Genomic DNA, 13,424 nt, shown 5'->3' with positions numbered 1-13,424 from the left:
TGCACCGCAGCGAACAGGGACGGGACCATGGTTTCACTCACACCGAACGAGCAGCGACACGTCACTTCTCTGGCTGAGATCCGCAACTGTCCCGTCATCGAGTCGGAGTGCAGCGACGAGGAACTCTCCATGCCGCTGTCCGACATCCTCGCCGAGGAGTACAACAGCGACTGGGAAGGTGTGATCTTCAGCGGAGCCATGCAGGCCTGCTCCTTGCGCTTCGCCGAACTCGGCGCCGTCTGGAGCACGGTGGGCAACTCACCGACAATCAAGGGCGAGTTCAATCTGGTTAATTTTCACCATGCTCTTCAAGTCAGCGATCCAGGCACGAGCAGGGGCGTGACAGATTTCCAACGAAGCTTCCTGAGCCAACTGTGTCCGATCGACCGGACGCCGCGATCAGGCGCGGGAATGCAGACATACATCCGCATGCAAGCCGATGTGGACGACCTCGAACTCTGGTACAGCGACATCGCCGACATCGAGCAGCCGCCCTATCCGCCAGGGTTCATCAAACTCGACATCAACTACTGCCAATACCTCGAGGCTCTTCTCCTCACGAAGGGCACGTACGGCTGGCAGTACCTGTTCGCGGACGTCTCTCTCGCCAGTGGCGAGTTCACAAGTAAGGGAAATTACCTCAAGAACATGCTCCAGGTGTTTCCCGACCTGTTTCCGGAGCATGACTATTCTTCGCTCGTGCCCCGCCTGGAGGCCCGCCTGTGACCCGCTACCCCGACATCCCCAAGCCCATCCGTTCCGGCATCGTCGTCGTCGACCCCGACCGCGGCACGCCCCAGCGCATCATCGTGCTCCAGTTCAACCCCGACACCCTGGAGCGAAGTCTCGCCCCGCAGGCCGCCGGAGGGACCGGTGATGCCGGTGGGGGCGGGAGTGGGAGCGGGGACCGGAACGAGGCTTTGCGGCTCAAGGGGCCGGCGCAGGAGACCTGGAAGTTCACCGCCGAGATCGACGCCACCGATCAGTTCGAGGTCGCCGCTCCCGACGGGATCCATCCCGAGCTCGCGACCCTCGAGATGCTCGTGCATCCGACGACCGCGCAGTTGCGGGAGGCCTCCCGGCTGACGAAGAAGGGGACCATCGAGATCAGCCCGATCGAGATGCCGCTCACCCTCTTCACCTGGGGCAGCAAGCGCGTCATGCCCGTGCGGCTCACCGAGTTGAGCGTCAACGAGTCCGCGTTCGACGTGAACCTCAATCCGATCCGGGCCTCGTTGAGCATCGGCATGAAGGTGCTGAGCGTCAGTGATCTGCCGGCCGGGCACCGCGGGGCCGATCTGTACATGGCGCATCTGGCGCAGAAGGAGCGGCTCGCCCGGGCCGCTCGCAGCGGCGGCGGGCTCGCCGCGCTGGGCATCGGCGGGCGCGGCGGCGTCCTGGGGAGGAGCTGAAGGCCATGGCAGACATCGAGCCGTACGACAGCGCCCTGGACGCCATACCCGGCGCCCACCCCTACCCGCGGTCGAGCCGCTACCACGACGCCGAGATCGGGGTGCACCGCGCGGAGGACGGGACCGAAGTGCGGTACGCCAAGCGCCGGTTGCTGCCCCCCGTCGGCCGCACGGGCGACGACACCGCGCCGCACACCGTAAGCAGCGGTGACCGTCCCGATCTGCTCGCCCAGCGGTACATCGGCGACCCGGGCCAGTGGTGGCAGATCGCGGACGCCAATCCCGTGCTGGATCCGGCCGAGCTGACCGCCGAGGCGGGCCGGGAGATCCGGGTTCCGCACGCCGGCGGGTTCCCGGCGCCGGGAGACCGGTATGTCTGAGCAGCCCGTCGGGCGGGGGCCCATCCACATCACCCTCGAGACGGGTCCGCGCCTGACCCGGCCGGTTCCGCCGGAGGTCATGGAGGCGCTGTTGTCGGCGCAGATCACCGCGACCGCCGGGGAACGCAGCGGCTTCCAGCTGGCGTTCGACCTCACCAAGCGGGGTGCGCTGTCGCAGCGTCTGCTGCCGGAGGGGTTCTTCGATCCGAAGACCAGGGTGATCCTCTCGGTCAGCGTGAAGGGGACCGCCCAGGTGCTGCTGGACGGCCTGGTGGTCCGGCAGGAGGTCGGCGCCAGCAACGAGCCGGGGCATTCGACGCTCACGGTGACCGGTGAGGACCTGACCATCCTGATGGATCTGGAGGAGCGGACCGACCGCTATCCGAACCAGCGCCCCTCCCAGCGGGTCGGCCGCATCCTCGCCAAGTACGCGGACTACGGCATCGAACCGCGCGTGTTCCAGGAGAAGATCGAGCAGCCGCCGCGGGAGCAGCTGCGGGTCGAGTACCAGACGGGGACGGACCTCGCCTACGTCAACGAGTTGGCGCGCGCCAACGGCTACGTCTTCTTCCTGGAGCCGGGTCCGCGGCCCGGTCGCTCGACCGCCGTGTGGGGTCCGGAGATCCGGATCGGGGACCGGCAGCACGCGCTCAACGTCAACATGGACGTCAACTCGACCGTGGACCAGCTGACGTTCGCGTACGACGGGACCGCGCGGGAGGAGCCGCAGGCCCGCGTGCAGAACCCGGCGACCCGCGACTCGGTGCTGCTGCCGCAGCCCGACATCGGGCCGCTGCGCCCGCCGCTGGGCCGGCGGGCGACGCCGGCGCTCAAGCGCCGGACGCTGTCGGGCACGGCGAAGAAGGAGTCCGAGCAGGCGCAGGCGGAGCTGCTGGCGCGGGCCGCGCTGTCCGCCGACGCCATCTCCGGTTCCGGGTCGCTCGACGTCAACCGCCACGGGTACATCCTGCGGCCGCGCGAGCTGGTCGGGGTGCGCGGCGCCGGGGTGACGTACGACGGCGACTACTACGTCAAGTCCGTCACCCACAACATCAGGCCCGGCTCGTACCAGCAGAACTTCACGCTCTCGCGCGAGGGGCTTATCGCCCGGAGCAGCACCGTCCGGCCGTAGAGGCGGCCGCACAACCGGCCCCGTGGGACCGGCCGTAGGAAGGGATCAGGGAAACAGCGCATGGCTGCAGGAGGGAACAACCGGTTCCTCGGCAAGTTCCGGGGGCGGGTGGTGAGCAACGACGATCCGCTGAGGATCGGCCGGGTCACGGTCAACGTGCCGGACGTGCTGGGGGGCGAGACCTCCACGTGGGCACTGCCCTGTCTGCCGTTCACGGGCCGGGGGTCGGGACAGTACGTCGTGCCCGCCGAAGGAGCAGGCGTATGGGTGGAGTTCGAGCAGGGGGATCCGAGCTACCCGATCTGGACGGGGTGCTGGTACGGGGAGAGCGGGGAGCTGCCGCCGGACGCGCTCACGGGCGGCCCGGCGCACCAGAACGTGGTGATCCAGACCTCCGACAAGCACAAGTTCGTGATGGGTGACGTGCCGGGGGGCAACGGGATCCGGCTCCAGGCCGCGAGCGGGGCGTACATCCAGGCCGACGAGAAGGGCGTGACCATCGCCAACGGTCAGGGCGCGTCGGTGGTCCTGCGCGGAGCCGAGGTCGACATCAACGACGGCCGGCTGATCGTGCCGGGCAAGCAGTGACCACCGCGTACGGCAGCGACCACACAACGGGGAGAGAAGTCTTGTCCGGACACTCCGGGAACTCGGGCGTCTGCATCAGCGCCGCCTCGGCGATGCACTGTCCGCACGGCGGCCGGGTGTTCGCCGCGTCGGCGGCCGGTGCGGTGCGCGTCGACGGGCATCCCGTTCACACGGCCTCCGACGTGTTCGCCGTGAGCGGCTGCGCGCACACCGTGGACGGTGTGCCGCAGCCCTGCACCAGCGCCCGTTTCGATCCGCAGGCCAGGGGCGTGCTGGTGGACGGCGTGCCGGTGCTCCTGGACACGACGGCCGGGCAGTGCTTCGGCGCCGCGCTCGTGCCGCAGGGACCGGTGGTCGTCTCCGCCGGACGACAGGGAGTGATGTGCCGATGAGGGCCGTACGCAGTGACATCGCGTTTCCGTTCCGCGGCGACCGGCGGGGGCGTACCGCGCATGCCGCGCACGACGAGCATGTGCGCGATCTGATCGAGCAGTTGCTGTTCACCAGCCCTGGGGAGCGGGTGATGCGCCCCGACTTCGGTTGCGGGCTGCTGGACCTGGTCTTCACCCCGAACAGTCCCGAACTGGCCTCCGCGCTGGAGCTGTCGGTGCAGGCGTCGTTGCAGCGCTGGCTGGGTGAGCTGATCGAGGTGGAGTCGCTGGACGTGGTGAGCGAGGAGAACGTGGTCCGGGTGTATCTGCGCTATGCGGTGCGCGCCACCGGGAGCCTGCGCGACGAGGTGTTCGAAGGGAGCGGGCCCGCATGAGCGGCGTGGAGGAGTTGGTCTGCCGCGGCGACGGCAGGCGTGGGAAGGTGCGCGCGGCGCAGCTCGGCGGCGTGGACGCGGTGGAGGTGGGTGACGACGGGCTGACGCTGACGGTCACCTTCCTCGGCAAGGCGCCGCACGGGCTGTGCCCGGAGAACATCCGCATCGACGGCGGGCGGCGGGTCACCGAAATCGAGGCCGTCGACGTCGTCGTGGAGCGGGAGGAGGACCCGGAGCTCGACGACCGGCTGCTGGTGACGCTGGACCGCACCGGGGACACCAGCCGGTATCGGCTGTCGGTGGTGGACACCGATCCTTACGGGCGGCCGGGGACGGAGCCGTTCCCCGGTTTCGACCAGCGGTACTTCTCGGCCGGGTTCACGTTCCGGCCCGAGCGCCCCACCCCGTTCGACTGCGCGGACGAGCCGGGTGAGTGCCCGCCGGAGTTCCCGGCCGCCCCCGTCGTCGACTACACGGCGCGCGACTACGACACGATCCGCCGGCTGATCCTGGACCGGCTCGCGCTGACCACCCCGGACTGGGTGGAGCGCAACCCGGCCGATCTGGGTGTCACGCTGGTGGAACTGCTGGCGCACACCGCCGACCGGATCAGTTACCAGCAGGACGCGGTCGCGACGGAGGCGTATCTCGACACCGCGCGGCGGCGCGTGTCGGTGCGCCGGCATGTGCGGCTGATCGACTATCCGATGCACGACGGGTGCAACGCCCGCGCGTTCGTCACCGTCGAGGTGGTTCGTGAACTGACCCTGCTTCCAGGGACGTTCCGGTTCGCCGCGGTCGATGTCGCGCGGCTCGGCCCGAGGGACCGGCCCGAGATCGGCACGGTGATCGACGACCGGGATCTGGCGGTCCTCGGGGAGCGCGGGTCGGTCGAGGTGTTCGAGCCGGTGGTGGCGGCCGAGCCGCTGGTGCTGCGCCCGGCGCACAACACGGTCGGTTTCTGGACCTGGGGCGGCGAGGTGTGCTCGCTGCCGAAGGGGGCGACGTCGGCGACGCTGCGCGACGCGTGGGCCGACGAGGAGTGCTCCGTCCGGGAGTTGTGTCTCGCGCCGGGCGACCTGCTGCTGATCGAGGAGGTGCGGGGGCCGGTCTCGGGCACACCCGGTGACGCCGACCCGTCGCACCGGCAGGCGGTGCGGCTCACCTCCGTCACCCCGGTGGTGGACGCCCTGTGCGACCAGCCGGTGCTGGAGGTCACGTGGGCGCAGGAGGACGCGCTCACGTTCCCGGTGTGCCTGTCCACGCGGGGCGGCAGGGACTGCGAGCCGGTGGCCGACGTGAGTGTGGCGCGCGGCAACGTGGTGCTCGTCGACCACGGGCGTTCCCTGACCTTCTGCGAGGGCACGGCGGAGACGGTGACCGTGCCGGCGGAGACGGCCGTCCTCGGCTCGTGCGATCCGTCCGGCTTCGGCTGCCCGGACCGGGACGCGGGCAACGCGGTCGCGGACCTGATCGGTGCGCGCCTGGACCAGACGCGGCACGGCAGGCTGCTGACCGCCGCTCAGATACGGGAGTTGTTCGCGGTCGTCGGACAGGACGCGACGGGCCGGGCCGGTCTCGGTCTGGAACTGGCGGGCCGGCGGCGCGAGAAGGTCGTGCCGGGCACCGCGTACGAGCAGGCTCAGGCGCTGGAGACGCTGCTGGCGCAGGTCGTGTATCCGGGTATCCGCCCGCGGTTCCGTCCGGTGCTGCACCACTCCCCCGTGGTCCAGTCGGTGCCGTTCCCGCTGCCGGCGCACGTGTCGGGCGGGCAGGCGGCCCGGCTGGCGGCCGTCCCGGAGCGGGTGCGGCAGCGGCTGGTGGAGCTGTGGCGCAGCGCCCGTGACCGCGACGGTCTGACCGAGGCGGAGATCGCCGAGCTGACCATCCTGTTCGGGCTGAAGGTGCTCGAACGGCTGGAGCTGCGCCGCCGCCCGGTGCCCGCCCTGCGGGAGCTGCTGCACCGCGCTGACCGGCTGCTGGCCGCGAAGCTGCGGCGGCTGGAGGTGCTGACGGCCCGGGCCGGGGCGGGCGCGGTCCTCGACGGCGGGATCGCCTGGGAGGTCGCGCACACGTGGGGTCCGGCGTACGCGGCGGGCCTGCACCCGGACGAGCCGGAGCTGCGCGGTCCCGCGGCGGCCCTCGGCCAGGACCCGCGTCAGGCGCTGCCCGCGGTGCGGGTGGTCGACGCCGAGCGGGACGAGGAGTGGACGGTGCGGCGTGACCTGCTGGCGAGCGGGAAGCGGGACCGGCACTTCGTCGGGGAGCTGGAGGACGACGGCCGGATCGCGCTGCGGTTCGGCGACGGGCGGCACGGGGCGCGGCCGCGGCCGGGCACCCGGCTGGAGCTGCACTACCGGCTGGGCGGCGGCACGGCGGGCAACGTGGGCGCGGAGGCCATCAACCACCTGGTGCTGTGCCGGGATCCGCGGGCGGCGGAGGCGGGCGAGGCGATGCCGGTGGCCGGGGTGCGCAATCCGCTTCCGGCGGTGGGAGGCACCGAGCCGGAGCCGCTGGAGCAGGTGCGTCAGCTCGCGCCGCTGGACCTGCGGCGTGCGCGGCTGCGCGCGGTGACCGCCGACGACTACGCCGCTCTGGCGTCGGCGCTGCCGGGCGTGCAGCGGGCGGCGGCGGAGATCCGCTGGACGGGCAGTGTGCAGGAGGCCCATGTGGCCGTGGACGCCCTGGGCGCGGGTGAGCCGTCGCAGCGGCTGCTCGACTCGGTCGCGTACGCGCTGGAGGGCTACCGGCGCATCGGGCACGACCTGGTGGTCGGCCCGGCGCGCATGGTGCCGCTGGACATCGCGCTCCAGGTGTGCGCGGCGCCCGGCCATCAGCACGGGCAGATCCTCGCCGAGCTGCACCGGCTGCTGGGCAGCCGGCGGCTGCCCGGCGGGCGGCTCGGCTTCTTCCACCCCGACGCGCTGTCGTTCGGCGAACCGGTGCGGCTGAGCCGCCTGGTGGCCGCGGCGGCGGCGGTGCGGGGCGTGGAGAGCGTACGGGTGACCAGGCTGGCCCGGCTCTTCGACGCCGGACCCGCGCAGGAGACGGACGACACGGCACTGGAGGCAGGCGTGCTGCGGCTCGGCCCGCTGGAGATCGCGCGTTGCGACAACGACCCCGACCGGCCCGAGAACGGGCTGCTGTCCATCGAGATCGGCGGAGGTGCGCGATGAGCGGCACGTGCGGCTGCGGCTGCGGCGGGCACGACGAGCGCCGCGCCCCGCGGGCCCTGTACAACCCCCCGGGCCGGGACGCGCTGGACTACCGCGTGGGTGAGTACGGTTCGTTCCTCGCGGCCATGCTGGACCGGCTTGCCTCGCCCGCCTATCCGGCGCTGCGCGGGCTGACGGTCCGCACTCCGGACGATCCGGCGATCGGGCTGCTGGACGCGTGGGCGGTGGTCGGTGATCTGCTGACGTTCCATTCGGAGCGGATCGCGGACGAGGCGTACCTGCGCACCGCGAACGAGCACCGCTCGCTGGCGCTGCTGGGCAGGCTGGTGGGGCACCGGCCGCGGCCGGGCATCGCGGCGGACACGCATCTCGCCTACACCCTGGACCGGGATCCGCGGGAGCCGGAGCTGTCGGTGGTGATCCCCCGGGGCGCGCGGAGCAACAGCGTGCCCACCTCCTCGGACGAGCAGTCGCAGGTCTTCGAGACGAGCGAGGACCTGGTGGCGCGGGCGGCGTGGAACGAGCTGGCGGTGCGCCGGCGCAGGCCCTCGCCGCTCACGCCCGACGATCTCGTGCGGCGGTCGGAGATCTTCGTGGCGGGTACCTCCACGGGGCTGAACACGGGTGACCGGCTGCTGTTCGTGTTCGCCGGTGAGGAGGGCGGGCCGGCGGGGCAGCGGCTGCTGCTGCCGGTCGCGCGGACCCGGGTGGACCGCGACGACGACGTGACCGCGATCGCGCTGCCCCGGTCCGCTCCGCCCACGCTCGGCGAGCTGGTGGACGAGCTGCGCCGGTGGATCACGGAGGACGACCGGGCGACCGAGGACGGTGATCCGGCGCCGGACAACCCCAATCCGCGTCCCGTCAGCCGGTACATCGAGGAGTTCGACGCGCAGGTGCTCGCGCCGCTGCGGGCCGGCCTCGACGACGTCGCCTCGCCCGCCGCGTTCGCGTCGCTGCTCGCCGGTCCGCACGAACGGCTCGCCGAGGCGCAGGCGGTGGCCGCGGCACACGAGGACGTGGCGGCCTGGTTCGAGCAGTTGGAGGCCGTGGTCGGCGATCTGCGCGAGCGCGCGGCCGATCTGGAGCCGTCCCGGCCGGCACCGCGTCCGGAGGAGCAGGTGTCCGGCGGCGCCGCGGCGCTGCGGGCGCTGGGCGCGGTGCTTCCCGCGCTGCGGACCCGTGACGTGAGGCCGGGCACGGGAGCCCGGTCTCTGCCCGAGGACCGGCTTCCGGCCGCCGGGTCGGAGCTGGGGGCGCAGCTGCTGTCGGCTCTCGATCCGCGGGTGGCGGACGGGATGTACGCGGCGTGGCGGCGGTCCGCACCGACCGCGCCCGCGCTGCTGAGCGAGCTGCAGGCGATGCGGGTGACGGCGGCGCCGTTCGGAGCGACGGCTCCGCTGCGGCCCGTGCAGGACGAGCGCGGCCGGGTGGTCCGGCAGGCGGACTGGCCGTTGACGGGCGCGGCCCTGACGACGATGAGGGTCGTGTACGACCCGTCGGGGCGGGTGCCGCAGCGTGCCGAGTTCCAGCACACCGAGACGGGGTCGTCGGTGCAGGTGTCCGAGAACCTGCCGGCGGAGAAGTCGTTCGAGCTGGGGCCGGGCAGGATCACGCTGCGCACGCGGTCGGGCCAGGACCACGATCTGAGCTGGCTGAGCAGGCGGCCCGCGGACTCCCAGGAGCCGGGTGTGACGGCCCAGCTGTCGGACGGCCTGCCGGAGCGGACGCTGTTCGTGTCCCGTCCCGGTGAGGACGGCCGCGTGCACGTGGCCGTGCAGAACGGCGAGCCGGTGAACTGGCGGCTCGCTCCGGGCGAGCGCCGCCAGGTCCGGCACGGCGGGATGGAGCTGACCGTGAGCTACACGGTGGGCAGCGAGCCGGCGAACGTCGTCGTCGGCATCGCGACGGTGCCGGAAGCGGTGAACCGTCATGTGCTGCCGCTGGACTCGGTGCAGGACTCGGTGACGGTCGGCAGCTGGGTGGCGATCGAGCGTCCCCGCAAGGGCGCGGAGGGGCCGGACGGGATTCCCGGTGACGCGCGGCTGAGCTTCGTCACCACGCGGGTGACGGCGGTGCGTACGGCCGTGTACACCAACTACGGCATCACCGGCCGGGGCACGGAGCTGACGCTGGCCGACCCGTGGCTCGACGAGCACGACGTGCTGCTGTCCAACGTCCGCGACACCACGGTGCACGCGGGCGGCCAGTCCCTGCGGCTCGCGGGCGAGCCGCTCGGCGAGGACGTGCACGGCGACGAGATCGAACTGGCGGAGCTGTACGACGGGTTGCGTCCGGGACGTCACCTGGTGGTCTCCGGGGAGCGGACGGACGTGCTGCCGCGGTCCCCGGCGGCGTCGGGGGTCATGGGCACGGAGCTGGTGGTGATCGCGGACGTGGAGCAGGTGGTCGACCGGCGTCTGCCGGGCGACCACGTGCACACCCGGCTGTCGCTGACGTCGAAGCTGGCCTACCGCTACCGCCGCGACACGGTGCGCGTGCTGGGCAACGTGGTGCCGGCGACGCACGGCGAGAGCCGTGACGAGCCGATCGGCAGCGGGGACGCGAACCGGCCGAACCAGACGTTCGCCCTGTGGCAGTCGCCCCTGACGTGGCTGCCCGCGGACACCCCTTTGGGGGCGACGCCCGTGCTGGAGGTCCGTGTCGACGGACTGCTGTGGCACGAGGTGGACTCTCTCGCCGGGCGCGGCCCGACCGAGAGGGTGTACGTGACGGGCACGACGGCCGACGGCCGTACGACGGTGACGTTCGGCGACGGGGTGCACGGGGCGCGCCTGCCCAGTGGCAGCGAGAACGTCCGCGCCCGCTACCGCTTCGGCACGGGGCGCGCGGCCAACGTCAGGGCGAACCGCATCACCCAGGCCGTCACGCGGCCGCTGGGCGTCACCGGGGTCACCAATCCGCAGCCCGCGTCGGGCGGCGCGGACGCCGACGGGCCTTCGCTGACCCGCCGCACGGTGCCGCTCGCGGTGTCAGCGCTCGACCGGCTGGTGTCGGTCGCGGACTACGAGGACTTCGCGCGGTCGCGGGCCGGGATCGGCCGGGCGGTGGCGCGGGAGGTCTTCGACGGCCGCCGGCGGGTGCTGCACGTGACGGTCGCCGGGGTGGACGACATCCCGGTCGCCGGGGACTCCGACGTGCTGCGCGCCCTGCGCTCCTCGCTGGCCGAGTACGGCGACTCGCGGTTGCCGGTGCGGGTGGACGTGCGGGAGCTGGTGCTGCTGCTGATCGCGGCGAAGGTGAAGGTCGCGCCGGACCACAGCTGGCGGGTGGTGGAGCCGAGGCTGCGGCAGGCGCTGCTGCGGGAGTTCGGGCCCGGCCGGCGCGAACTGGGCAGTCCCGCCCGGCTGTCGGACGTGCTGGCGACGGCGCACCGGGTGCCGGGCGTCGACTACGTCGACGTGGACGTCTTCGGCGGGGTCCCGGCGTCGGTCACGCCCGAGGGCCTGACCCGGCTCGCGGAGGGGCTCGCCGAGGTGCGGCCGACGGTCCCGGCACGGCTCGCCGCGTACGACGAGGACGTGCACCGCGTCACCGCCGGCGAGGGCGAGACCCTGACCGAGGTGGCGGCCCGGTACGGCATCCCGCTGTCCGAACTGCTGCGCCTCAACCCGGACGTCACCGACACACGGCGGCTGGCGAAGGGGCGCGCGGTGTGCGTCTTCCGCGGGGTGCGCCCGGCCCAGCTCGTCCTGCTGTCCCCGCACGTGGCGGACACGCTCATTCTCACGGAGGTCACCGCATGAACACGTACGAAAGGAGCGCCGCATGAGCAGGGAACCGGACGGGCTCGCGGAGCTGCTCCCCCAGTGGCACCGGCTCCGGGACGCCGAGGCCGGAGAGCCCCTGCGGGCACTCCTCGCGGTGATCGCCGAGCAGGCCGATCTGGTGCGCGACCGCGTCGAGCAGGGCTACGAGGACCTGTTCGTGGAGACGGCCGCGCCCTGGGTGCTGCCGTACATCGGCGACCTGGTGGGCTACAGGCCGCTCCCCGGTTACGAGAGGGTGCGCACCGACGGGCTCGGCGACGCGGGCCGGGACGCCTCGCGCGGCGCTCTCGCCGAGGCCCTCGCGCCGCGCCGGGACGTGGCGGCCACGGTCGCCAACCGGCGCCGCAAGGGCACGCTGCACCTGCTGGAGGAGCTGGCGCAGGAGGTCGCGGGGTGGCCGGCGCGTGCCGTGGAGTTCTCCCGGCTCGTCTCCCACCACCAGCCGGTGAAGCTGTACGGGTCCGGACCGGCGGCCGCGGATGTGCGCCGGGCCGGGCGGGGCCGGCTCGCCGACGTACGGGAGGGCGCCGAACTGGACCTGGCGGGCGGCCCGTTCGGGAATGCCGCACGGTCGGTGGACGTGCGCAGGGCGGGCTCCGCGCGCCGCACGGGCGGGTACACGCCGGCGGGGGTGGGCCTGTTCGTGTGGCGGCTGAAGCCGTACCGCCTCAGCCGGACCCCGGCCTACTGCATCGACCGTGCGCGCAGTCTGTACACGTTCTCGATCCTCGGCAACGACGCCCCGCTGGTGACGCGTCCGGTGCCGGAGCCGTCGGCCACGCACATCGCGACGATCGACAACGTGCCCGCGTACATCCGGCGCCGGCAGCTCGCCGACCGGCTCGCGGACCACTACGGGCCGGGCAAGAGCTTCACCATCTGGCGGGACGGCCAGGACGAGCCGGTGCCGATGTCGGACATCGTCGTCGCGGACCTGTCGCAGTGGCGCTACCGGCCGCGGCGCGGGCAGGTGGCGGTGGACCCGGTGCTGGGACGGATCGCGTTCGGGTCGCGTTCGGCGCCCAGGCAGGGTGTGTGGGTGACGTACCACTACGCGTCCGGCGACGACATCGGCGGCGGCGAGTACCCGCGCGAGCGGGACACCTCGCCGGCGGCGAGGGTCTACCGGGTGGGTCCCGGCGGCGGCCACCAGAAGATCATGGACGCGTACGAGGAGTGGCGCGAGGACCGCAGGGCGGGCCGGTGCGGGCCCGAGGGCGTCATCGAGATCACGCACAGCGGCGCGTACCAGGAGCAGCTGGACTTCGATCTGGAGCGCGGCGACCGGCTGGAGCTGCGGGCGGCGGAGGGCTGCCGTCCGGTGATACGTCTCCTCGACTGGTACAGCAACCGTCCCGACGCGCTCAACATCCGGGCGCGGGAGGAGGGCCGCGGCGGCGAGGCGCCGCGCATCGTGCTGGACGGTCTGCTGGTCACCGGCCGCGGCCTGCATGTGAGCGGCCCGGTGGGCGCGGTGGTGCTGCGGCACTGCACGCTGGTGCCGGGCTGGTCCCTGGAGCCCGAGTGCGATCCGCACTCGCCCGAGGAGCCGAGCCTGGTCCTGGAGCGGACGACGGCGTGCGTGCAGATCGAGCACAGCGTTCTGGGCACGATCGAGGTCATCGGGGACGAGGTGAACCACGATCCGCTGCCGATCCACATCCGGGACAGCATCCTGGACGCCACCGGTCACGACCGCGAGGCGCTGTCCGCTCCGGACTGCCGGCTCGCGCACGCGGTCCTGCACGCCCACCGCACCACCGTGATCGGGGAAGTGCACACGCACGCCGTGGAGATCGGCGAGAACAGCGTCTTCACCGGGCAAATGCGCGTCGCCCGGCGCGGCATCGGCTGCCTGCGGTACTCGTACGTGCCGCCGGGCTCCCGCACCCCGCGCCGGCACCGCTGCCAGCCGGACCTCGCGGGCGGTGAGCCGGTCCGTCCGCTCTTCGCGAGCGAGCGGTACGGCACGCCCGCGTACGGCCGGCTCGCCGGCGCGTGCCCGCCACAGATCCGGCGCGGCGCCGACGACGGCTCCGAGATGGGCGTCTTCCACGACCTGTACGAACCGCAGCGCGAGGACAGCCTGCGGGCCCGGCTCGCCGAGTACACCCCGGCCGGTACCGACGCCGGGATCATCCCCGTCACCTGACACGACTTTCACGACTGCCTGAACTTC

10 protein-coding genes are annotated in these 13,424 nt (G+C 72.7%); all 10 read left to right on the top strand.

From position 1 onward, the window contains the following. The first annotated feature begins 27 nt into the window (after positions 1-27). Genes AB0K02_RS30900 through AB0K02_RS30855 form a run of 10 tightly spaced genes read left to right on the top strand, consistent with a single transcriptional unit; the run spans position 28 to position 13,397 of the window. Entirely contained in the window at positions 28-726 is a 699-nt protein-coding gene (locus AB0K02_RS30900) for a hypothetical protein (protein WP_365995890.1), read from the top strand. After that, complete coding sequence (locus AB0K02_RS30895) at positions 723-1,412, top strand: hypothetical protein (RefSeq protein ID WP_365995889.1); 690 nt, start codon at positions 723-725, stop codon at positions 1,410-1,412. The genes AB0K02_RS30900 and AB0K02_RS30895 overlap by 4 nt, the downstream gene beginning before the upstream one ends. Before the next feature lie 5 nt (positions 1,413-1,417). Continuing rightward, complete coding sequence (locus AB0K02_RS30890; protein WP_365995888.1) at positions 1,418-1,792, top strand: hypothetical protein; 375 nt, start codon at positions 1,418-1,420, stop codon at positions 1,790-1,792. Next, on the top strand, positions 1,785-2,924 hold the full coding sequence (locus AB0K02_RS30885) for a hypothetical protein (RefSeq protein WP_365995887.1): 1,140 nt from the start codon (positions 1,785-1,787) through the stop codon (positions 2,922-2,924). Before AB0K02_RS30890 ends, AB0K02_RS30885 begins: the two co-directional genes overlap by 8 nt. Before the next feature lie 60 nt (positions 2,925-2,984). Then, complete coding sequence (locus AB0K02_RS30880; RefSeq protein WP_365995886.1) at positions 2,985-3,512, top strand: phage baseplate assembly protein V; 528 nt, start codon at positions 2,985-2,987, stop codon at positions 3,510-3,512. A gap of 41 nt (positions 3,513-3,553) precedes the next feature. Beyond that, positions 3,554-3,904: a hypothetical protein gene (locus AB0K02_RS30875; protein WP_365995885.1), complete on the top strand. Its 351-nt coding sequence runs from the start codon at positions 3,554-3,556 to the stop codon at positions 3,902-3,904. Beyond that, entirely contained in the window at positions 3,901-4,278 is a 378-nt protein-coding gene (locus tag AB0K02_RS30870) for a GPW/gp25 family protein (RefSeq protein ID WP_365995884.1), read from the top strand. Before AB0K02_RS30875 ends, AB0K02_RS30870 begins: the two co-directional genes overlap by 4 nt. Next, on the top strand, positions 4,275-7,454 hold the full coding sequence (locus tag AB0K02_RS30865) for a putative baseplate assembly protein (RefSeq protein WP_365995883.1): 3,180 nt from the start codon (positions 4,275-4,277) through the stop codon (positions 7,452-7,454). The genes AB0K02_RS30870 and AB0K02_RS30865 overlap by 4 nt, the downstream gene beginning before the upstream one ends. Further along, positions 7,451-11,221, top strand: coding sequence for a putative baseplate assembly protein (locus AB0K02_RS30860; protein ID WP_365995882.1), 3,771 nt, complete (start codon positions 7,451-7,453; stop codon positions 11,219-11,221). The genes AB0K02_RS30865 and AB0K02_RS30860 overlap by 4 nt, the downstream gene beginning before the upstream one ends. 22 nt (positions 11,222-11,243) lie before the next feature. Next, entirely contained in the window at positions 11,244-13,397 is a 2,154-nt protein-coding gene (locus tag AB0K02_RS30855) for a hypothetical protein (RefSeq protein WP_365995881.1), read from the top strand. Positions 13,398-13,424 lie beyond the last annotated feature (27 nt).

Source organism: Streptomyces sp. NPDC049597 (assembly GCF_040675505.1).
GTDB lineage: Bacteria > Actinomycetota > Actinomycetes > Streptomycetales > Streptomycetaceae > Streptomyces.
Note: the sequence above shows the minus strand (reverse complement) of the source record. Positions and strands in the feature narration are given on the sequence as shown.

Coding starts and splice junctions, on each gene's coding strand:
- AB0K02_RS30900 (WP_365995890.1), top strand. CDS start 28: ATGGTTTCACTCACACCGAACGAGCAGCGACACGTCACTTCTCTGGCT.
- AB0K02_RS30890 (WP_365995888.1), top strand. CDS start 1,418: ATGGCAGACATCGAGCCGTACGACAGCGCCCTGGACGCCATACCCGGC.
- AB0K02_RS30885 (WP_365995887.1), top strand. CDS start 1,785: ATGTCTGAGCAGCCCGTCGGGCGGGGGCCCATCCACATCACCCTCGAG.
- AB0K02_RS30880 (WP_365995886.1), top strand. CDS start 2,985: ATGGCTGCAGGAGGGAACAACCGGTTCCTCGGCAAGTTCCGGGGGCGG.
- AB0K02_RS30870 (WP_365995884.1), top strand. CDS start 3,901: ATGAGGGCCGTACGCAGTGACATCGCGTTTCCGTTCCGCGGCGACCGG.
- AB0K02_RS30865 (WP_365995883.1), top strand. CDS start 4,275: ATGAGCGGCGTGGAGGAGTTGGTCTGCCGCGGCGACGGCAGGCGTGGG.
- AB0K02_RS30860 (WP_365995882.1), top strand. CDS start 7,451: ATGAGCGGCACGTGCGGCTGCGGCTGCGGCGGGCACGACGAGCGCCGC.
- AB0K02_RS30855 (WP_365995881.1), top strand. CDS start 11,244: ATGAGCAGGGAACCGGACGGGCTCGCGGAGCTGCTCCCCCAGTGGCAC.